The sequence below is a fragment of the Streptomyces sp. 12E genome (assembly GCF_055633275.1).
Map to the genome: position 1 here is coordinate 4999127 of NZ_JBVNCJ010000001.1, position 17720 is coordinate 5016846.

Here is a 17720-nt window from a genome sequence, read left to right on the forward strand (position 1 = left end):
CACATCCGTAACACCAGTCCCGTGCCGAACCGCGGCCCCGTTCCGCGCCGACACCACGAGGTTGCCGAATCCATGCGCCACGCCGAAGGAGCCCGCGGTGAGTGCTGACCCGACGCAGGTGCTCGCCTTCGAGACCGACTGCCACATCTTCGACGGTTGTGGCTTTCCGTCTCCCGGGCTGCACTCGTTCCTCTACAAGCCCCTCTGGGGCGACGGCGACAGCAACCTGTACTTCAACAAGCCCATGCTGCTGGCGCTGCTCGGCTCGATCGTCATCATCGGCTTCTTCTGGGCGGCCTTCCGCCGGCCCAAGGTCGTCCCCGGCAAGCTCCAGATGGTCGCCGAGACCGGCTACGACTTCGTCCGCCGGGGCGTCGTGTACGAGACGATGGGCAAGCGCGAGGGCGAGAAGTACGTCCCGTTCGTCGTCGCCCTGTTCTTCTTCGTCTGGATGATGAACCTCTGGTCGATCATCCCGCTCGCGCAGTTCCCGGTGACGTCGATCATCGCCTACCCGGCGGTGCTCGCACTGCTCGTGTACGTGGTGTGGGTCTCCCTGACCTTCAAGAAGCACGGCTTCGTCGGCGCCCTGAAGAACTTCACCGGTTACGACAAGTCGCTCGGCGCCGCCCTGCCGGTCGTCATGCTGATCGAGGCCTTCTCCAACCTGCTCGTGCGGCCCTTCACCCACGCCGTGCGACTCTTCGCGAACATGTTCGCGGGCCACATCCTGCTGGTGCTGTTCACCATCGCCAGCTGGTACCTGCTGAACGGCATCGGGATCGCCTACGCCGGCGTCTCGTTCCTCATGGTCCTCGTGATGACCGCCTTCGAGCTCTTCATCCAGGCCCTGCAGGCGTACGTCTTCGTCCTGCTGACCGTGACCTACATCCAGGGCGCGCTCGCCGAGCACCACTGAGCGTCCCGCCCCCGCCCCCAGTCGTCCGGTGGCCCACCCCCACCGGAACCGTGAAGAAAAGGAAGAACTGGCATGTCCCAGACCCTCGCCGCCGTCACCGGCTCGATCGCTTCCATCGGCTACGGCATCGCCGCCTTCGGCCCCGGCATCGGCGTCGGCATCATCTTCGGTAAGGGCACCGAAGCCATCGCCCGTCAGCCCGAGGCCGCCGGCCTGATCCGCGCCAACCAGATCCTCGGCTTCGCCTTCTGTGAGGCGCTCGCCCTGATCGGCCTGGTCATGCCGTTCGTCTACGGCCGGTAATCACCTGATCCACGACCGGGTCACTAGACGAAAGGCACTCTGATATGAGCCCACTGCTTCATATCGCGGCCGAGGAGGCCCAGAACCCCCTCGTCCCGCCGATTCCCGAGCTCGTCATCGGCCTGCTCGCCTTCGTCATCGTCTTCGGCTTCCTCGCCAAGAAGCTCCTCCCGAACATCAACAAGGTTCTGGAGCAGCGCCGCGAGGCGATCGAGGGCGGGATCGAGAAGGCCGAGGCGGCTCAGACCGAGGCCCAGAGCGTGCTGGAGCAGTACAAGGCTCAGCTCGCCGAGGCCCGCCACGAGGCCGCGCGCCTGCGCCAGGAGGCGCAGGAGCAGGGCGCCGCGCTCATCGCCGAGATGCGCGCGGAAGGCCAGCGGCAGCGTGAGGAGATCATCGCCGCCGGTCACACCCAGGTCGAGGCGGACCGCAAGGCCGCCGCGTCCGCGCTGCGCCAGGACGTCGGCAAGCTCGCCACCGACCTGGCCGGCAAGCTCGTCGGCGAGTCCCTCGAGGACCACGCCCGGCAGAGCCGCGTGATCGACCGCTTCCTCGACGAGCTCGAGGAGAAGGCCGAGGCCGCGCGATGAACGGAGCGAGCCGCGAGGCCCTGGCAGCCGCACGGGAGCGTCTCGACGCGCTGACGGACTCCACGTCCGTGGACGCGGCGCAGCTCGCCGACGAGCTGGCCGCCGTCACCGCGCTGCTCGACCGCGAGGTCAGCTTGCGCCGGGTCCTCACCGACCCGGCGCAGGCCGCCGACGCCAAGGCCGAACTGGCCGGGCGCATCTTCGGCGGTCAGGTCGGCGGCCCGACCGCCGACCTGGTGGCCGGGACGGTGCGCTCCCGCTGGTCGCAGTCGCGCGACCTGGTGGACGCGTTGGAGGAACTGGCCGCCACGGCCGACCTCACGGCGGCCCAGCGGGCCGGCGCCCTCGACGACGTCGAGGACGAGCTGTTCCGGTTCGGCCGGATCGTGTCGTCCGACACGGAACTGCGGGCCGCGCTGACCAGCCGTGCCGCGAGCGGGACGGCCAAGGGCGAGCTGCTGCGTCAGCTGCTCGGCGGCCGTGCCCAGGCCACCACCGAGCGTCTGGTGACGCGCCTCGTCACCGCGCCGCGGGGACGTAGTCTGGAGACGGGACTCGAGTCCCTGTCCAAGCTCGCCGCCGAGCGTCGCGACCGGACGGTCGCCGTCGTCACCTCGGCGGTTCCGCTGAGCGACACCCAGAAGCGTCGTCTCGGCGCCGCGCTGGCCAAGCTCTACGGCCGCCAGATGCACCTCAACCTCGACGTGGACCCCGAGGTCCTCGGCGGGATCCGGGTGCGGGTCGGCGACGAGATCATCAACGGCTCGCTCGCGGACCGGCTCGAGGACGTCGCCCGTCGCATGGCGGGCTAGCAGCAACTTCATACGTATTGACGACGGCCCGCGTTGGGCCGTGCAGAGGATTCACCTCTTTCAGGGGGGAGTCCCCATCCCCCCAAAGTGAAACTTCGGGCCCAACAAGGAGAGCAGGGAACTCAGATGGCGGAGCTCACGATCCGGCCGGAGGAGATCCGGGACGCACTGGAGAACTTCGTCCAGTCGTACAAGCCGGACGCGGCCTCGCGCGAGGAGGTCGGTACGGTCACCCTTGCCGGCGACGGCATCGCGAAGGTCGAGGGCCTGCCCTCGGCCATGGCCAACGAGCTGCTGAAGTTCGAGGACGGCACCCTCGGTCTCGCCCTCAACCTCGAGGAGCGCGAGATCGGTGCCATCGTCCTCGGTGAGTTCAGCGGCATCGAGGAGGGCCAGCCGGTCACCCGCACCGGCGAGGTCCTGTCCGTCGCGGTCGGCGAGGGCTACCTCGGCCGTGTGGTCGACCCGCTCGGCAACCCGATCGACGGCCTCGGCGAGATCGAGACCGAGGGCCGCCGCGCCCTCGAGCTGCAGGCCCCCACGGTCATGCAGCGCAAGTCGGTGCACGAGCCGATGGAGACGGGCTACAAGGCCGTCGACGCCATGACCCCGATCGGCCGTGGTCAGCGCCAGCTGATCATCGGCGACCGCCAGACCGGCAAGACCGCCCTGGCCGTCGACACGATCATCAACCAGCGCGACAACTGGCGCTCCGGCGACCCGAAGAAGCAGGTCCGCTGCATCTACGTCGCCATCGGCCAGAAGGGCTCCACCATCGCGTCGGTCCGCCGCGCGCTGGAGGAGAACGGCGCGCTGGAGTACACGACCATCGTCGCCGCCCCGGCGTCCGACCCGGCCGGCTTCAAGTACCTGGCGCCGTACACCGGTTCGGCCATCGGTCAGCAGTGGATGTACGAGGGCAAGCACGTCCTGATCATCTTCGACGACCTGTCGAAGCAGGCCGACGCCTACCGCGCCGTCTCCCTGCTGCTGCGCCGCCCGCCGGGCCGTGAGGCCTACCCGGGTGACGTCTTCTACCTGCACTCCCGCCTGCTGGAGCGCTGCGCCAAGCTCTCCGACGACATGGGCGCGGGCTCGATGACCGGTCTGCCGATCGTCGAGACCAAGGCCAACGACGTCTCGGCGTTCATCCCGACCAACGTCATCTCCATCACCGACGGCCAGTGCTTCCTGGAGTCGGACCTGTTCAACGCCGGTCAGCGCCCCGCGCTGAACGTCGGTATCTCCGTCTCCCGAGTCGGTGGTTCCGCGCAGCACAAGGCGATGAAGCAGGTCTCCGGCCGTCTGCGCGTGGACCTCGCCCAGTTCCGTGAGCTGGAGGCGTTCGCCGCCTTCGGTTCCGACCTGGACGCCGCGTCCAAGGCGCAGCTGGAGCGCGGTCAGCGCATGGTCGAGCTGCTGAAGCAGGACCAGTACCAGCCGATGTCCACCGAGGACCAGGTCGTCTCCGTCTGGGCCGGCACCACCGGCAAGATGGACGACGTGCCGGTCGCCGACATCCGCCGCTTCGAGAAGGAGCTGCTCGAGTACCTGCACCGCAGCGAGCAGGGCCTCATGACCTCCATCCGCGAGGGCGGCAAGATGTCCGACGACACCCTGCAGGCCGTGGCCGAGGCGATCGCGGCCTTCAAGAAGCAGTTCGAGACGAGCGACGGCAAGCTGCTCGGCGAGGACGCCCCGTCCGCCGCCAAGTGACGTAAGGAAGGGACCTGACTCATGGGAGCCCAGCTCCGGGTCTACAAGCGTCGCATCCGATCCGTCACCGCGACCAAGAAGATCACCAAGGCGATGGAGATGATCGCCGCCTCGCGCGTCGTCAAGGCGCAGCGCAAGGTGGCGGCCTCCACGCCGTACGCGCGGGAGCTCACCCGCGCGGTCACGGCGGTCGGAACCGGGTCGGACACCAAGCATCCGCTCACCACGGAGGCGGAGAACCCGACCCGTGCCGCGGTCCTGCTCCTCACGAGCGACCGCGGTCTGGCCGGCGCCTTCAACTCCAACGCCATCAAGGCGGCGGAGCAGCTGACCGAGCGCCTGGAGCGCGAGGGCAAGGAGGTCGACGCGTACATCGTCGGCCGCCGCGGTGTCGCCCACTACAACTTCCGCGAGCGCAAGATCGCGGAGTCGTTCACGGGCTTCACCGACGAGCCCTCGTACGCGGACGCCAAGAAGATCGCGGCCCCGCTGATCGAGGCGCTCCAGACGGAGACGGCGGACGGCGGCGTGGACGAGCTCCACATCGTCTACACCGAGTTCGTGTCGATGATGACGCAGACGGCGGTCGACTCCCGGATGCTCCCGCTGCGCCTCGAAGAGGTCGCGGAGGAGAGCACCACCAAGGGCGAGATCCTGCCGCTGTACGACTTCGAGCCCTCGGCGGAGGACGTCCTCGACGCGCTGCTGCCGCGGTACGTCGAGAGCCGGATCTACAACGCGCTGCTCCAGTCGGCCGCCTCCAAGCACGCCGCCACGCGGCGCGCGATGAAGTCGGCCACCGACAACGCGGGCGAGCTGATCAACACGCTCTCCCGTCTTGCCAACGCGGCCCGCCAGGCCGAAATCACCCAGGAAATCAGCGAGATCGTCGGTGGCGCCAGTGCCCTGGCCGACGCGAACGCGGGGAGTGACAGCTAATGACCACCACTGTTGAGACCGCGACGGCCACGGGCCGCGTCGCCCGGGTCATCGGCCCGGTCGTCGACGTGGAGTTCCCCGTCGACGCCATGCCGGAGATCTACAACGCGCTGCACGTCCAGGTCGCCGACCCGGCCAAGGAGGGCGAGCTCAAGACGCTGACCCTCGAGGTCGCGCAGCACCTGGGTGACGGCCTGGTCCGCACCATCTCCATGCAGCCCACCGACGGTCTGGTCCGCCAGGCCCCGGTGACCGACACGGGCTCCTCCATCTCGGTGCCGGTCGGCGACTTCACCACGGGCAAGGTGTTCAACACCCTCGGTGAGGTGCTGAACGTCGACGAGCAGTACACGGGTGAGCGCTGGCCGATCCACCGCAAGGCGCCCAACTTCGACGAGCTCGAGTCGAAGACCGAGATGTTCGAGACCGGCGTCAAGGTCATCGACCTCCTCACCCCGTACGTCAAGGGTGGAAAGATCGGTCTGTTCGGCGGTGCCGGCGTCGGCAAGACGGTGCTCATCCAGGAGATGATCTACCGCGTCGCCAACAACCACGACGGTGTGTCGGTGTTCGCCGGCGTCGGTGAGCGCACCCGTGAGGGCAACGACCTCATCGACGAGATGAGCGAGTCGGGCGTCATCGACAAGACCGCCCTGGTCTTCGGTCAGATGGACGAGCCCCCGGGCACCCGTCTGCGCGTGGCCCTCGCCGGTCTGACCATGGCGGAGTACTTCCGCGATGTGCAGAAGCAGGACGTGCTGTTCTTCATCGACAACATCTTCCGCTTCACCCAGGCCGGTTCCGAGGTGTCGACCCTGCTCGGCCGTATGCCCTCCGCGGTGGGCTACCAGCCGAACCTGGCCGACGAGATGGGTCTCCTCCAGGAGCGCATCACCTCGACCCGTGGTCACTCGATCACCTCGATGCAGGCGATCTACGTCCCCGCGGACGACCTGACCGACCCGGCCCCGGCCACCACCTTCGCCCACCTCGACGCGACGACGGTGCTCTCCCGTCCGATCTCGGAGAAGGGCATCTACCCGGCCGTGGACCCGCTGGACTCGACGTCCCGGATCCTGGACCCGCGCTACATCGCGCAGGACCACTACAACGCGGCCATGCGCGTGAAGAACATCCTGCAGAAGTACAAGGACCTGCAGGACATCATCGCGATCCTCGGTATCGACGAGCTCGGCGAGGAGGACAAGCTCGTCGTCCACCGCGCCCGTCGCGTGGAGCGCTTCCTGTCCCAGAACACCCACGTCGCCAAGCAGTTCACCGGCGTGGACGGTTCGGACGTGCCGCTGGACGAGTCGATCGCCGCGTTCAACGCGATCTGCGACGGTGAGTACGACCACTTCCCGGAGCAGGCGTTCTTCATGTGCGGTGGCATCGAGGACCTGAAGAAGAACGCGAAGGAGCTGGGCGTCTCCTGAGCATCAGGCTCACCGTGAACCCCTGAGGTTCACACCCGAGGGGGCGGGTACGTCCCGCCCCCTCGGTCACGCCCCTTAGACTTGTAACCAACACCCGGCACAACCGCCGGGTGGTGACCCGAGGAGCCACCTTGGCTGCTGAGCTGCACGTCGCGCTGGTCGCGGCCGACCGAGAGGTCTGGTCCGGCGAGGCCACCCTGGTCGTCGCGCGCACCACGTCCGGCGACATCGGCGTCATGCCCGGTCACCAGCCGCTGCTCGGTGTGCTGGAGTCGGGCCCGGTGACCATTCGCACGCGTGAGGGCGGGACGGTCGTCGCCGCGGTGCACGGCGGTTTCGTCTCGTTCGCGGACGACAAGCTGTCGCTGCTGGCCGAGGTCGCCGAGCTGGCGGACGAGATCGACGTCCAGAGCGTGGAGCGGGAGCTCGCCCACGCGAAGGCGGAGGACGACGCCGAGGCCCAGCGCCGCGCGGACGTCCGTCTGCGGGCGGCGTCGGCAGGGCGCTGACACCGGCGCGGTGGGATGACGTCACTCAGCCGCGGCCGGCACCGGAGCGATCCGGTGCCGGCCGCGGCTGAGGCAGATCTGGATGATTTTTCCGTTCCGTTACCTAGGAGACGAGGAGGTCGGTGCCGATGGTCCTCGCTCTGACTGTGTGCGGAATCGTGGTGGCCCTCGTGCTGGTGGGGCTCTTCGTCTTCGGCCTGCGCCGACGCCTCATCCAGCGTTCCGGCGGAACGTTCGACTGCAGCCTGCGCTGGGACGCGCCCGAGTCGGGCGACTCCGGCGGCAAGGGCTGGGCGTACGGGGTGGCACGTTACAACGGTGACCGGGTCGAGTGGTTCCGGGTGTTCTCCTACGCCCCCCGGCCGCGCCGCGTTCTGGAGCGTTCCGCGATCGAGGTGGCCGGCCGCCGCCTGCCCGAGGGCGAGGAGGAGCTGGCACTGCTGTCGGACTCGGTGGTCCTCGCCTGTCTGCACCGGGGCACGCGTCTGGAGCTGGCGATGAGCGAGGACGCGCTGACCGGTTTCCTCGCGTGGCTCGAGGCGGCCCCGCCCGGACAGAGGGTGAACGTCGCGTAACCGCGTTCACCCTCCCCCGGACGAGGTCCGGGGGAGGGTGAAGTCGCGTGGTGCTGCTCGAGGGTTACTTCAGGCCGTTGTCGATGGCCGTCACCAGTTCGCCGTTGGTGGTGTCGCCGCTGAACTCCCAGAAGAAGGCGCCGCCCAGGCCCTGGTCCTTGGCCCAGGACATCTTCGTGCCGATGGTGGCCGGGGTGTCGTAGGACCACCAGTTGGTGCCGCAGTGGGCGTACGCCGTGCCGGCGATGGTGCCGGTGGCCGGACAGCTGTTCTTCAGGATCTTGTAGTCCTCGATGCCCGCCTCGTAGGTGCCCGGGGCCGCGCCGGTCGCCGAGCCGCCGGGGGCGGACTGGGTGACGCCGGTCCAGCCGCGGCCGTAGAAGCCGATGCCGAGCAGCAGCTTGGCGGACGGGACGCCCTTCGACTTCAGCTTGGCGATCGCGTCGGCCGAGTTGAAGCCGGCCTGCGGGATGCCGTCGTACGAGGTGAGCGGCGAGTGCGGGGCCGTCGGACCCTGCGCGTTGAAGGCGCCGAAGTAGTCGTACGTCATCACGTTGTACCAGTCGAGGTACTGCGCGGCGCCGCCGTAGTCGGCCGCGTCGATCTTGCCGCCGTTCGAGCCGTCGGCGGTGATGGCGGCGGTGACCAGGTAGTCCTTGCCGAACTCGGCGCGCAGGGCCTGCGAGAGGTTCTTGAACGCCGCCGGGCCGCTGCTGTCACAGGTGAGGCCGCAGGCGTTCGGGTACTCCCAGTCGATGTCGATGCCGTCGAAGACGTCGGCCCAGCGCGGGTCCTCCACGACCTGCCTGCAGGACTCGGCGAACGCGGCCGGGTTCTGCGCGGCCTGGCCGAAGCCGCCGGAGTAGGTCCAGCCGCCGAAGGAGTACAGCACCTTGATGTGCGGGTACTTCGCCTTCAGCTGGCGCAGCTGGTTGAAGTTGCCGCGCAGCGGCTGGTCCCAGGTGTCGGCGGCGCCGCTGACGGACTGGTCGGCGGTGTAGGCCCTGTCGTAGGCGGCGTAGGTGTCGTCGACGGTGCACCGACCGTTCTTGACGTTGCCGAACGCGTAGTTGATGTGGGTGATCTTGGCGGCGGAGCCGGACGTCACCAGGTTCTTGACGTGGTAGTTGCGGCCGTAGACGCCCCACTCGGTGAAGTAGCCGAGCTTGACCTCGTCGCCGGTGGGCGGCTCCTCGGTCTGGCCGGTGGTGCGGACCTTCACCGCGCCGCTGGCCGGGCCGGTCTGGTCGCCGGTGTCACGGGCCCGCACGGTGTAGGAGTAGTCGGTGCCCTTGCTGAGGCCGGTGTCCGTGTGGGAGGTGCCGGTCACGGTGGCGACCTTGGCGCCGTCGCGCAGCACGTCGTAGTTCTTGACGCCCTTGTCGTCGGTCGCCGCCGACCAGGACAGCTTCACCGAGGTGTCGGTGATGTCCGAGGCGGTGGGGGTGCCGGGCGCGGACGGGGCCGCGTCGCCGGGGACGGAGGCGCCGTCGCAGCTGCCGCCGTTGAGCTTGCAGCCGGCCGGGGCGCCGGAGCCGCTGCCGTTGAAGCCGAAGCTGACCGACGCCCCGGGGGCGAGGGTGCCGTTCCAGCCGACGTTCTTGGCGGTCCAGTGGTCACCGGAGTTGGTGACGGTGGCGTCCCAGGCGGAGGTGACCTTGGTGTCGGAGGGGAAGTCCCACTCGACGGTCCAGGAGCTGAGGGTGGTGGTGCCGGTGTTCTTCACCGTCCACTTCCCCTCGAAGCCGGAACCCCAGTCCTGGGTCTTGGCGTAGGTGGCGGTCGCCGAGGCGGCGGCCTGGGCGGGGCTCGCGAGGCCGACGAGGCCGGCGACGGGAAGCAGCAGGGTCGCGAACCCCGCGGCGGCTCTGTGTCTGAAGCGCATGCTGCGCCTCCTTATGGGGGAGAAGCCGTTGTGGGCGTGACTGAGCCATCACGCCCGCGGTGCCGCGAGAATAGAAAGGTCTGGACCACAGGTCAATAGGTCTGGACCATTGCCCCCGAAACTCGTGCCGGCTTCCGTCAGATCCCCAGTTCCTGGGCCAGCACCGCCGCTTGCACCCGGCTGCGCAGCTCCAGCTTGCCCAGCAGGCGGCTGACGTGTGTCTTCACCGTCGCCTCCGCCATGTCGAGGCGCGCCGCGATGTCGGCGTTGGACAACCCCTCGCCCAGACAGGACAGCACCTCGCGCTCGCGCCGGGTGAGGGCGTCCAGCACCGCCGGATCGACCGTCGCCCGGCGGGCGGGCTTCGCGGCGAACTCCGCGATCAGCCGCCGGGTGACGGCCGGGGCGACGACGCCCTCCCCGCGCGCCACCGTGCGCACCGAGGCGATGAGGTCCTTCGCGTCCGTGTTCTTCAGCAGGAACCCGGCGGCCCCGGCCCGCAGCGCCCCGAACACGTACTCGTCGAGGTCGAAGGTGGTCAGCACCAGCACGTCGGCGAGTCCTTCCCCGACCACCTGCCGGGTCGCCGACACCCCGTCCAGGCGCGGCATCTGCACGTCCATCAGCACCAGGTCGGGGCGGAGCTCACGGGCGAGGGTCACCGCCCGCTCCCCGTCCTCCGCCTCGCCGACCACCTCGATGTCGGGCGCGCTGCGCAGGATCAGCACCAGTCCGGCGCGGACGGCGGACTGGTCCTCGGCGACCAGGACCCGGATCATTCCAGCTCTCCTCGGGTGATGTCGGTGACGGGAAGACGGGCGCGTACGACCCACAGCTTGCCGTCCGGACCGCCCTCCGGTCCGGCCTCGAACGTGCCGTCCAGCAGGGTCGCCCGCTCCCGCATGCCGATCAGCCCGGCCCCGGACCCCGGTGCGCGCGGGATGTCCCGGCCGCCGTACGGGCTGCTCACCCGGATGTCGAGGCCGTCGTCGAGGCGGCGCAGCCGCACGGTGACCCTTCCCGGCGCGGCGTGCTTCAGCGCGTTCGTCAGCGATTCCTGCACGATCCTGTACGCGGCGAGCTCGACCGGTGCGGGCACGGAGGCGTGGGCGGCGTCGAGGGTGACGTCCAGCCCGTTGGCGCGGGCGCCCTCGACCAGCGCGCCGAGGCCGTCGAGGGTGGGGACCGCGGCGGGTTCCCGGTCGTCGGCCCCGTCGCGCAGGATGCCGATGAGCCGTCGCATCTCGGACAGCCCCTGGACGCTGTTCTCCCGGATCACGGCGAGCGCCTCGCGGGAGGTCCTCTCGTCCTCCAGGGAGAGTGCGGCCGTGGAGTGGATGGCGATGGCGGAGAGGTGGTTGGCGACCATGTCGTGCAACTCCCGCGCCATCCGGGCGCGTTCGGCGGTCACCGCCTGGACGCGGTCCATCTCGGCCAGCAGCGCGGTCTGTTCGGCGCGCAGCCGGGCCGCCTCGGCGACCTCGCGGTGGTTGCGCACGATGAGTCCGGTCGAGGCGGGTCCGAAGGTGACCAGGCCGGTGATCACACCGATGAGCAGTGCTTCGGGCTCGCGCCAGACGGCGAACGGCACCACGAACCCGGCCACCGAGAGCAGCCCGGTGATCCGCGGGATGCGGTGGGCCGAGGCGGGCGGCCCGTACAGGACGGCCGCGTACATCAGGTCGGTGTACATCAGGACCGTGACCAGGCTGCCCTGGGTGACGAGGTCCAGCACGAGCGCGGGCGTGCCGATCAGCAGGGCGGCACGGGGAGCGCTGCGGCGCAGCAGCTCACAGGCCGCCATGACGGCGAGCGGCAGCAGGAGGGGCCAGCGCCCGGGCAGGAGCACGTACGGCTCCGTGTGCGGACGGGTGGCCAGGCCCACGCCCCACAGGAGCAGCCCGCCGAGCAGACCGCCCAGCGCGACGTGGACGTCGAAGCGGCGGGGGCGGGGCGGTCGTACGGCCATGGCACCATCCAACACGGTGCGCGCGCCCGGCGCCCGATCCCCGCGGACGGTCCCGGACTGCATCTTTCGATGTACCGCGGGTTCGTCGGCGGCGACGACGAAACGGGCCGCTCCGCACGGGAGCCTGAAAGGGTGACCGAAGGGAGCGAACCATGATCGTCGCCTTGATCGCCGCCTGTGAGATCGGCTTCTGGGTGCTGCTGGCCGCCGGACTGGCCTGCCGCTATCTGCTGCGGATGCCCCGTGCCGGCCTCGCGCTGCTGTTGTGCGAGCCGCTGCTGGAGGTCGTCCTGCTGGTCGCCACCGTGCTGGACCTGAGGAACGGCGCCGAGCCGAACTGGAGCCACGGCCTGGCCGCGCTCTACATCGGCTACACCGTGGGCCACGGCCACCGCACGGTGAAGTGGCTCGACGGCCACGCCGCCCACCGGCTGGGCGGCGCGCCCAGGCCGCTCGGCCCACCGCGTTACGGCATGCCCCGCGCCTGGCACGAGACCAAGGTGTGGCTGGGCACCCTGACGGCCGCCGCCGTGGCGACCGCGCTGCTCCAGCTCGCCATCTGGTACGTCGACGACCCGGGCCGCACCGCCTCCCTGGAGGACTGGCGCTTCACGGCCTGGCGGGCGGCCGGCCTCCACGGCCTGGTGGCCCTGGCCTACTGGATCTGGCCCAAGAAGGCCCCGGCGGGCGGGTCCCCGGCCGGGCAGGACCGCGTCAAGGAGCGTGTCGGCCGGTGAAGCGGGCTTCCAGGAATCTCATCGCGGGGACCGCGACGCTGGTGGCGGGCCTGGGGCTGTGGCTGTTCGCCGGGGGCGTGGACCTGCCGGTGGTCGATCCCGTCAAGGCCGGCGTGGTGATGGTGTGCGTGGGCGGCGCCGAGATCCTGCTGGGTCTGTACCGGGCCGCGCGCGGCCCGGCGGGGCTCCGGTAGGGCTCAGCGCTCCCCGCCGGGCACCCACAGGACGTCCCCGGTCTCCTTGTTGGCGATGCGGGCCAGGATGAACAGGAGGTCGGAGAGGCGGTTGAGGTAGGTGGCGGTGAGGGGGTTCATGGTCTCGCCGTGGACCTCCAGCGCCGCCCAGGTGGAGCGCTCGGCCCGGCGTACGACCGTGCAGGCCTGGTGGAGCAGGGCCGCGCCGGGCGTACCGCCGGGCAGGATGAAGGAGCGGAGCTTGTCCAGCCGCTCGTTGAAGCGGTCGCAGTCCGCCTCCAGCCGGTCGACGTAGAACTGCTCCACCCGCAGGGGCGGGTACCCGGGGTTCTCCACCACCGGCGTCGAGAGGTCGGCGCCCACGTCGAACAGGTCGTTCTGGACGCGGGTGAGGACCCCGACGACCTCCTCCTCCAGACCGCCCAGCGCGATCGCCGTGCCGATCACCGCGTTCGCCTCGTTGGCGTCGGCGTAGGCGGAGATCCGCAGGTCGGTCTTGGGCACCCGGCTCATGTCACCGAGGTTCGTGGTGCCCTTGTCGCCGGTCCGGGTGTAGATGCGCGTCAGGTTGACCATGGGGCCAGCCTAGTTACGCTCCGGCCGTCCGGAACACGCGTGTGCCCACGGTCACGGCGAGGACCGCGAAGCCGACGGCGACGAGACCGCCGTACAGCATGTGGGCCGTGGCGTAGGAGCCGACGTAGGCGTCCCGCACCGCGTCGACCAGGTAGCGGAACGGCGTCAGGTGGGACAGGACGTCGAGCCAGGCGGGACCCAGGGTCATCGGGAGCATCAGGCCCGACAGCAGCATCGACGGCATCGTCAGGGCGTTGATCGTCGGCCCGAACGTCTGCGGGGTCTCCATCCTCATGGCGAGCGCGTAGGACAGCGCGGCGAGGGACACGGTCAGCAGGGCGACGAAGGCGAAGCCGATCAGCACCCCGGGCAGCGGGGCCCGCAGCCCCATCAGGAGCGCGGCCAGCACCAGCAGCACCGCCTGGAAGACGAACAGCGTGGCGTCCCGCAGCACCCGGCCCAGCAGCAGGGCGAGACGGCTCACGGGCGTGACCCGCATCCGCTCGACCACCCCCTGACCCTTCTCGATGATGATCGAGAAACCGGCGAACGAGGCCCCGAACAGGCCGAGTTGCAGCAGCAGCCCCGGGACCAGCAGTTGCCAGGAGCTGCCCGGCCCGCCGAGCGGCAGACCGGTCAGCAGCGGGCCGAAGAACAGCAGGTACAGCAGCGGCGTCAGCACGCCGAAGAACAGGGCGAAACGGGAGCGCAGGGACTGGCGCAGGTAGCGCCCGTAGACGAGTGCGGTGTCGTGGAGCAGCATCGTGGAGGTCCTATACGGCTACGGGGGCGGCGTCGGCCGGTGTCGCACTGCGGCCGGTGATGGCGAGGAACGTGTCCTGGAGCGAGGCGTCGGCCGAGCCTCCGTACTCCAGTTTCAGGGCGTCCGGGGCGCCCTCGGCGGCGACCACGCCGCGGTCGACGACGACCAGCCGGTCCGCGAGCGCGTCCGCCTCGTCGAGGTAGTGGGTGGTCAGGAACACGGTGGTGCCGTGCTCGTCGCGCAGCCGCCGCACCAGGTCCCAGAGGCCGGCGCGGCTGCCGGGGTCGAGACCGGTCGTCGGCTCGTCCAGGAACAGCACCTTCGGGCGGTGGGTGAGCGCCATCGCGATGTCCAGGCGGCGCCGCTGGCCGCCGGAGAGCGCGGCGCACGTGCGGTCGAGCAGCCCGGTGAGGTCCAGGTCGCGGGCCAGTTCCTCGGCGCGCTCGGCGGCCCGTGCTCTGCCGAGCCGGTACAGGCGGCCCTGGGTGACCAGTTCCTCCCGCACCGTGACCTGCGGATCGACCCCGCCGGACTGCGCCACGTAGCCGCAGGCCCGCCGCACCCCGGCCGGGTCGGCCACCAGGTCGTGGCCGGCGACGGTGGCCGCGCCGCCGGTGGGGGCGAGCAGGGTGGTGAGCATGCGCAGGGTGGTGGTCTTGCCGGCGCCGTTGGGTCCCAGGAGGCCGAGGATCTCGCCCTCGCGGACGGTGAGGTCGACACCGCGCACGGCCTCCACGGGGCCGCTTCTCGTCTGGAAGGTACGGGCCAGTCCGGCCGTACTGATGATTGCCATGACTCCAGAAAAACAGAGTCATTGAAATTTTGCAACGACACCAAATTTTGAGAGGGTCCACTGATCTTCGGGTCGACCTACGATGAGGGGCATGGCAGAGGGACTCAGGGAGCGGAAGAAGCGCGAGACCAGGCAGCGGATCTCGGACATCGCCACCGGGCTCTTCCTGGAGCACGGCTTCGTGACCGTGACGATGGCGGAGGTGGCGGAGGCCGCCGACGTGTCCGTGAACACGGTCTACAACTACTTCCCCGCCAAGGAGGACCTCTTCTTCGACCGCTCCAGCGGCGTCGTCGACCAGCTGGCACGCTGGGTCCGGGCCCGGGACGAGGGGGAGTCGGCCGCCCGCGCCGTACTGCGCGAACTGCGCGCCGACATCGAGGCGGTGTCACCCCGGATCGGCCTGATGGAGGGCTACGACCGCTTCATGCGGGTCATCCATGACTCCCCGCAGCTGCGCTCCCGGCTGTGGAGCCTGCAGCAGGAGGTCCAGGACAACCTGGAGGCGGCGCTCCGCGAGGAGACGGACGCCGCCCCCGGTGACCCGCTGCCGGGCCTGGTGGCCGGCCAGATCTGCTGGATCCACGGCACCGTATTCGTCACCATCGGCCGGGAGATGATGAAGGGCCGCGCACCGGCCGAGGTGTCGCGCGAGGTGCTCGGACTGGTCGACGACATCGAGGAGTTGCTGAGCGACCGGGTGCTCGGTTACGCGGTGCGCGGCTGAACCGGGCTACGCCGCAGGGGGCGTGTGCAGGACGCACAGCAGGCCCCGCGCGCGGGTGCCGTCGGGCAGGTCCCACGCACCGGCGACATGGCCCGACGCTCCCGGGCCGGGAAGCGGTGAGCCGTCCGGAGCGGGCTCCGGGGTCCGCAGGACGCGCAGGACCGTGCCGTCCGGCGCGGACAGCGCGGTGTGCTCCTCGGTGTCCTCCACGGCGGTGAACTCCTCCGGGACCGGGGCCTCGTCCGCGTAGGCGCGGACGACCTCCCGGTCGGGGGTGTCGCTGACGCTCTGGGCCTGGGCCTGGACGCGGCCCTCGATCAGCGCCGCCAACCCGGCGACGGCCACCGGGTCGTGGCAGCCGTCGTAGACCCAGCGCCGCCCGAGGACACCGTGTTCCGTGGTGCCGACGAGGGCGTGCTCCGCCCCGTCGAGGGGAGCGCCCCGGTAGGTGAGCGGCACCAGGTAGGCGGCCGGTCCGGCGCCGGAGGAGTCGGTCACCACCATGAACTCGATGCCGACCTCCCCCTCCGGGTCGTCGAGCCGGAAACCGCCGGCCCTGGCCAGCCGCGGTGCTCCCGCGCCCCCGTGGTACCAGGGGCGCGAGGGCAGCCAGGCGGTCAGCAGTTCCAGCTTGGTCGGCTCGAGGGTGGTGCGGTGGATCACGGCCATGCCGGGCTTCTCCTCCGTCGATCGGACACCGGTCCCCCCACCCTCGCACCCGCCGCGCACGCGGTGACCGCCTTTCCGCCGGACCCGGCGGGGAGACGTGACGGGAGTCTCATCAGGTGAGACGTGAAACGCGTTACTAAGTCAGTCACAGGGGCGTCGGCGCCCGCTAGTGTCCGCTCCTGGAGAACAAGACAGCGCGTATCAGGGGAGTCGCACAGTGACACGCAAGCTCGCCGTCATCGGGGCCGGCCTCATGGGGTCCGGCATCGCCCAGGTCTCCGCCCAGGCGGGCTGGGACGTCGTCCTGCGGGACGTCACCGACGAGGCGCTCACGCGCGGCACCGACGGGATCAAGGCGTCGTACGACAAGTTCGTGGGCAAGGGGAGGATGGAGGCGCACGACGCCGACGCCGCCCTCGCCCGGATCACCCCGACCACCGATCTGGACGCCTGCGCGGACGCGGACGTCGTGGTCGAGGCCGTGTTCGAGAAGCTCGAGGTCAAGCACGAGATCTTCCGGGCGCTCGACAAGATCGTGCGCGAGGACGCCGTCCTCGCCTCCAACACCTCCGCCATCCCGATCACCAAGATCGCGGCCGTGACGGAGCGCCCGGAGCGGGTCGTCGGCACCCACTTCTTCTCGCCGGTCCCGATGATGCAGCTGTGCGAACTGGTCCGCGGCCACAAGACCAGCGACGAAACCCTCGCCAGGGCGCGGGAGTTCGCCGAGTCGGTCGGCAAGACCTGCATCGTCGTCCACCGCGACGTCGCCGGCTTCGTCACCACCCGTCTCATCTGCGCCCTCGTCGTCGAGGCCGCCAAGCTGTACGAGTCGGGCGTGGCGAGCGCCGAGGACATCGACCTGGCCTGCAAGCTGGGCTTCGGCCACGCCATGGGACCGCTGGCCACCGCCGACCTGACCGGCGTGGACATCCTGCTGCACGCCACGTCGAACATCTACACCGAGTCCCAGGACGAGAAGTTCGCCGCTCCCGAGCTGATGCGCCGGATGGTTGACGCCGGTGACATCGGCCGCAAGAGCGGGCAGGGCTTCTACGAGCACTGACACCGTGCGCCCGCCCCGGCGGGCATCACACGCCGGGGTGAATTCGGTATCGGTTCGCTCACGGGCAGCAACCTCGGGCACCACCGCGCGGTCAGAGGTTGCGTCACCGGCCGTCAGGAAAACGCGGAGCACGAGACGTAACACGGGGAGCGCATATGTACATCAGGGGCGACCACGCCGAGCTGGTCGTCGGGGGCCGCCTCGACGTCCGCAGCGCGGCGGACGCCCGTACGGTCCTGCACTCGGCCGTCGACGACGGAGCCGGCGACCTGGTGCTGGACCTGTCCGATCTGGACTCCTGGGACGCCACCGGACTCGGTGTGATCATGGGGGCCCACCGACGGGCCGGCCGCTGCGGCCGGCGCCTGGTGCTGCGGGACGTACCGCCGCAGATGCAGCGCCTGTTGGTGGCCACCCGGCTGCACCGGATCCTGGCGATCGAGGGAGGCATCGGGGTGGACACGCTGCCCCGCGTGTGAGGACGCACGGGTGCGGGACGGGGCGACCCCCGAGGACCCGGACCGACCTCGGCGAACCGTGCG

At 70.2% G+C, this 17720-nt stretch carries 21 protein-coding genes; 14 read left to right on the forward strand and 7 right to left on the reverse strand.

Features of this window, described 5'->3' with window-relative positions:
* Positions 1-97 precede the first annotated feature (97 nt).
* The 9 genes from atpB (at position 98) to ACZ8ZB_RS23385 (ending at position 7799) form a co-directional block, all read left to right on the forward strand.
* Entirely contained in the window at positions 98-919 is an 822-nt protein-coding gene (atpB, locus tag ACZ8ZB_RS23345) for a F0F1 ATP synthase subunit A (RefSeq protein ID WP_470739602.1), read from the forward strand.
* 72 nt (positions 920-991) lie between these two features.
* Entirely contained in the window at positions 992-1222 is a 231-nt protein-coding gene (atpE, locus tag ACZ8ZB_RS23350; RefSeq protein ID WP_191886765.1) for an ATP synthase F0 subunit C, read from the forward strand.
* A 44-nt stretch (positions 1223-1266) separates the two neighbouring features.
* Positions 1267-1812, forward strand: a complete 546-nt coding sequence (locus ACZ8ZB_RS23355; RefSeq protein ID WP_371235936.1) for a F0F1 ATP synthase subunit B — start codon at positions 1267-1269, stop codon at positions 1810-1812.
* Positions 1809-2624 carry a F0F1 ATP synthase subunit delta gene (locus ACZ8ZB_RS23360; protein ID WP_470739603.1) on the forward strand — a complete coding sequence of 272 codons (816 nt, stop codon included), beginning with the start codon at positions 1809-1811 and terminating at the stop codon, positions 2622-2624. Before ACZ8ZB_RS23355 ends, ACZ8ZB_RS23360 begins: the two co-directional genes overlap by 4 nt.
* Before the next feature lie 126 nt (positions 2625-2750).
* The gene (gene atpA / locus ACZ8ZB_RS23365; protein WP_398924124.1) at positions 2751-4340 is read left to right on the forward strand and encodes a F0F1 ATP synthase subunit alpha; all 1590 of its coding nucleotides are present in this window, start codon (positions 2751-2753) and stop codon (positions 4338-4340) included.
* A 21-nt stretch (positions 4341-4361) separates the two neighbouring features.
* The gene (locus ACZ8ZB_RS23370; protein WP_470739604.1) at positions 4362-5279 is read left to right on the forward strand and encodes a F0F1 ATP synthase subunit gamma; all 918 of its coding nucleotides are present in this window, start codon (positions 4362-4364) and stop codon (positions 5277-5279) included.
* Positions 5279-6715 carry a F0F1 ATP synthase subunit beta gene (gene atpD / locus ACZ8ZB_RS23375; protein WP_190097019.1) on the forward strand — a complete coding sequence of 479 codons (1437 nt, stop codon included), beginning with the start codon at positions 5279-5281 and terminating at the stop codon, positions 6713-6715. Before ACZ8ZB_RS23370 ends, atpD begins: the two co-directional genes overlap by 1 nt.
* Positions 6716-6846: 131 nt before the next feature.
* Positions 6847-7224 (forward strand): F0F1 ATP synthase subunit epsilon, encoded by a 378-nt coding sequence (locus ACZ8ZB_RS23380; RefSeq protein ID WP_470739605.1) that lies wholly within the window; start codon positions 6847-6849, stop codon positions 7222-7224.
* A 128-nt stretch (positions 7225-7352) separates the two neighbouring features.
* Positions 7353-7799, forward strand: coding sequence for a DUF2550 domain-containing protein (locus ACZ8ZB_RS23385; RefSeq protein ID WP_371235942.1), 447 nt, complete (start codon positions 7353-7355; stop codon positions 7797-7799).
* 64 nt (positions 7800-7863) lie between these two features.
* Here the strand turns inward: ACZ8ZB_RS23385 and ACZ8ZB_RS23390 are convergent, their stop codons facing one another.
* The 3 genes from ACZ8ZB_RS23390 to ACZ8ZB_RS23400 form a co-directional block, all read right to left on the reverse strand.
* Positions 7864-9684, reverse strand: a complete 1821-nt coding sequence (locus ACZ8ZB_RS23390) for a glycosyl hydrolase family 18 protein (RefSeq protein WP_470739606.1) — start codon at positions 9682-9684, stop codon at positions 7864-7866.
* Positions 9685-9821: 137 nt separating this feature from the next.
* Complete coding sequence (locus tag ACZ8ZB_RS23395) at positions 9822-10463, reverse strand: response regulator (protein ID WP_470739607.1); 642 nt, start codon at positions 10461-10463, stop codon at positions 9822-9824.
* Positions 10460-11653 (reverse strand): sensor histidine kinase, encoded by a 1194-nt coding sequence (locus ACZ8ZB_RS23400; RefSeq protein ID WP_470739608.1) that lies wholly within the window; start codon positions 11651-11653, stop codon positions 10460-10462. The genes ACZ8ZB_RS23395 and ACZ8ZB_RS23400 overlap by 4 nt, the downstream gene beginning before the upstream one ends.
* Before the next feature lie 152 nt (positions 11654-11805).
* Between ACZ8ZB_RS23400 and ACZ8ZB_RS23405 the strand changes: the two genes are divergently transcribed.
* Both ACZ8ZB_RS23405 and ACZ8ZB_RS23410 read left to right on the forward strand, forming a co-directional pair.
* Positions 11806-12390 carry a hypothetical protein gene (locus ACZ8ZB_RS23405; RefSeq protein WP_470739609.1) on the forward strand — a complete coding sequence of 195 codons (585 nt, stop codon included), beginning with the start codon at positions 11806-11808 and terminating at the stop codon, positions 12388-12390.
* Entirely contained in the window at positions 12387-12584 is a 198-nt protein-coding gene (locus ACZ8ZB_RS23410) for a DUF5708 family protein (RefSeq protein ID WP_470739610.1), read from the forward strand. The genes ACZ8ZB_RS23405 and ACZ8ZB_RS23410 overlap by 4 nt, the downstream gene beginning before the upstream one ends.
* A 3-nt stretch (positions 12585-12587) precedes the next feature.
* On the opposite strand, the gene ACZ8ZB_RS23415 is transcribed toward ACZ8ZB_RS23410, so the two are convergent.
* Genes ACZ8ZB_RS23415 through ACZ8ZB_RS23425 form a run of 3 tightly spaced genes read right to left on the reverse strand, consistent with a single transcriptional unit; the run spans position 12588 to position 14716 of the window.
* The gene (locus ACZ8ZB_RS23415; protein WP_470739611.1) at positions 12588-13160 is read right to left on the reverse strand and encodes a cob(I)yrinic acid a,c-diamide adenosyltransferase; all 573 of its coding nucleotides are present in this window, start codon (positions 13158-13160) and stop codon (positions 12588-12590) included.
* A 13-nt stretch (positions 13161-13173) separates the two neighbouring features.
* Positions 13174-13923: an ABC transporter permease gene (locus ACZ8ZB_RS23420; protein ID WP_470739612.1), complete on the reverse strand. Its 750-nt coding sequence runs from the start codon at positions 13921-13923 to the stop codon at positions 13174-13176.
* A gap of 10 nt (positions 13924-13933) precedes the next feature.
* Positions 13934-14716, reverse strand: a complete 783-nt coding sequence (locus ACZ8ZB_RS23425) for an ATP-binding cassette domain-containing protein (protein ID WP_470739613.1) — start codon at positions 14714-14716, stop codon at positions 13934-13936.
* A 91-nt stretch (positions 14717-14807) separates the two neighbouring features.
* Here ACZ8ZB_RS23425 and ACZ8ZB_RS23430 point away from each other — a divergent pair, with 91 nt between their 5' ends.
* The gene (locus ACZ8ZB_RS23430; RefSeq protein ID WP_470739614.1) at positions 14808-15443 is read left to right on the forward strand and encodes a TetR/AcrR family transcriptional regulator; all 636 of its coding nucleotides are present in this window, start codon (positions 14808-14810) and stop codon (positions 15441-15443) included.
* Positions 15444-15449: 6 nt separating this feature from the next.
* Here the strand turns inward: ACZ8ZB_RS23430 and ACZ8ZB_RS23435 are convergent, their stop codons facing one another.
* The gene (locus ACZ8ZB_RS23435) at positions 15450-16112 is read right to left on the reverse strand and encodes a maltokinase N-terminal cap-like domain-containing protein (protein ID WP_470739615.1); all 663 of its coding nucleotides are present in this window, start codon (positions 16110-16112) and stop codon (positions 15450-15452) included.
* Between the two features lie 217 nt (positions 16113-16329).
* Here ACZ8ZB_RS23435 and ACZ8ZB_RS23440 point away from each other — a divergent pair, with 217 nt between their 5' ends.
* Together ACZ8ZB_RS23440 and ACZ8ZB_RS23445 are read left to right on the forward strand one after the other, a co-directional pair.
* Complete coding sequence (locus ACZ8ZB_RS23440) at positions 16330-17178, forward strand: 3-hydroxyacyl-CoA dehydrogenase family protein (protein WP_470739616.1); 849 nt, start codon at positions 16330-16332, stop codon at positions 17176-17178.
* 155 nt (positions 17179-17333) lie between these two features.
* A complete protein-coding gene (locus tag ACZ8ZB_RS23445) occupies positions 17334-17657 on the forward strand; it encodes an STAS domain-containing protein (RefSeq protein WP_030223853.1) in 324 nt (107 codons plus the stop codon).
* Positions 17658-17720 lie beyond the last annotated feature (63 nt).

What these genes read in the sequence shown, in the direction of transcription:
- ACZ8ZB_RS23435 (WP_470739615.1), bottom strand. Translation starts at nt 16,112, where the DNA reads ATGGCCGTGATCCACCGCACCACCCTCGAGCCGACCAAGCTGGAACTG.
- ACZ8ZB_RS23390 (WP_470739606.1), bottom strand. Translation starts at nt 9,684, where the DNA reads ATGCGCTTCAGACACAGAGCCGCCGCGGGGTTCGCGACCCTGCTGCTT.
- atpE (WP_191886765.1), top strand. Translation starts at nt 992, where the DNA reads ATGTCCCAGACCCTCGCCGCCGTCACCGGCTCGATCGCTTCCATCGGC.
- ACZ8ZB_RS23395 (WP_470739607.1), bottom strand. Translation starts at nt 10,463, where the DNA reads ATGATCCGGGTCCTGGTCGCCGAGGACCAGTCCGCCGTCCGCGCCGGA.
- ACZ8ZB_RS23405 (WP_470739609.1), top strand. Translation starts at nt 11,806, where the DNA reads ATGATCGTCGCCTTGATCGCCGCCTGTGAGATCGGCTTCTGGGTGCTG.
- ACZ8ZB_RS23360 (WP_470739603.1), top strand. Translation starts at nt 1,809, where the DNA reads ATGAACGGAGCGAGCCGCGAGGCCCTGGCAGCCGCACGGGAGCGTCTC.
- ACZ8ZB_RS23420 (WP_470739612.1), bottom strand. Translation starts at nt 13,923, where the DNA reads ATGCTGCTCCACGACACCGCACTCGTCTACGGGCGCTACCTGCGCCAG.
- ACZ8ZB_RS23430 (WP_470739614.1), top strand. Translation starts at nt 14,808, where the DNA reads ATGGCAGAGGGACTCAGGGAGCGGAAGAAGCGCGAGACCAGGCAGCGG.
- ACZ8ZB_RS23385 (WP_371235942.1), top strand. Translation starts at nt 7,353, where the DNA reads ATGGTCCTCGCTCTGACTGTGTGCGGAATCGTGGTGGCCCTCGTGCTG.
- ACZ8ZB_RS23415 (WP_470739611.1), bottom strand. Translation starts at nt 13,160, where the DNA reads ATGGTCAACCTGACGCGCATCTACACCCGGACCGGCGACAAGGGCACC.
- atpD (WP_190097019.1), top strand. Translation starts at nt 5,279, where the DNA reads ATGACCACCACTGTTGAGACCGCGACGGCCACGGGCCGCGTCGCCCGG.
- ACZ8ZB_RS23355 (WP_371235936.1), top strand. Translation starts at nt 1,267, where the DNA reads ATGAGCCCACTGCTTCATATCGCGGCCGAGGAGGCCCAGAACCCCCTC.
- ACZ8ZB_RS23445 (WP_030223853.1), top strand. Translation starts at nt 17,334, where the DNA reads ATGTACATCAGGGGCGACCACGCCGAGCTGGTCGTCGGGGGCCGCCTC.
- ACZ8ZB_RS23400 (WP_470739608.1), bottom strand. Translation starts at nt 11,653, where the DNA reads ATGGCCGTACGACCGCCCCGCCCCCGCCGCTTCGACGTCCACGTCGCG.
- ACZ8ZB_RS23425 (WP_470739613.1), bottom strand. Translation starts at nt 14,716, where the DNA reads ATGGCAATCATCAGTACGGCCGGACTGGCCCGTACCTTCCAGACGAGA.
- atpA (WP_398924124.1), top strand. Translation starts at nt 2,751, where the DNA reads ATGGCGGAGCTCACGATCCGGCCGGAGGAGATCCGGGACGCACTGGAG.
- ACZ8ZB_RS23370 (WP_470739604.1), top strand. Translation starts at nt 4,362, where the DNA reads ATGGGAGCCCAGCTCCGGGTCTACAAGCGTCGCATCCGATCCGTCACC.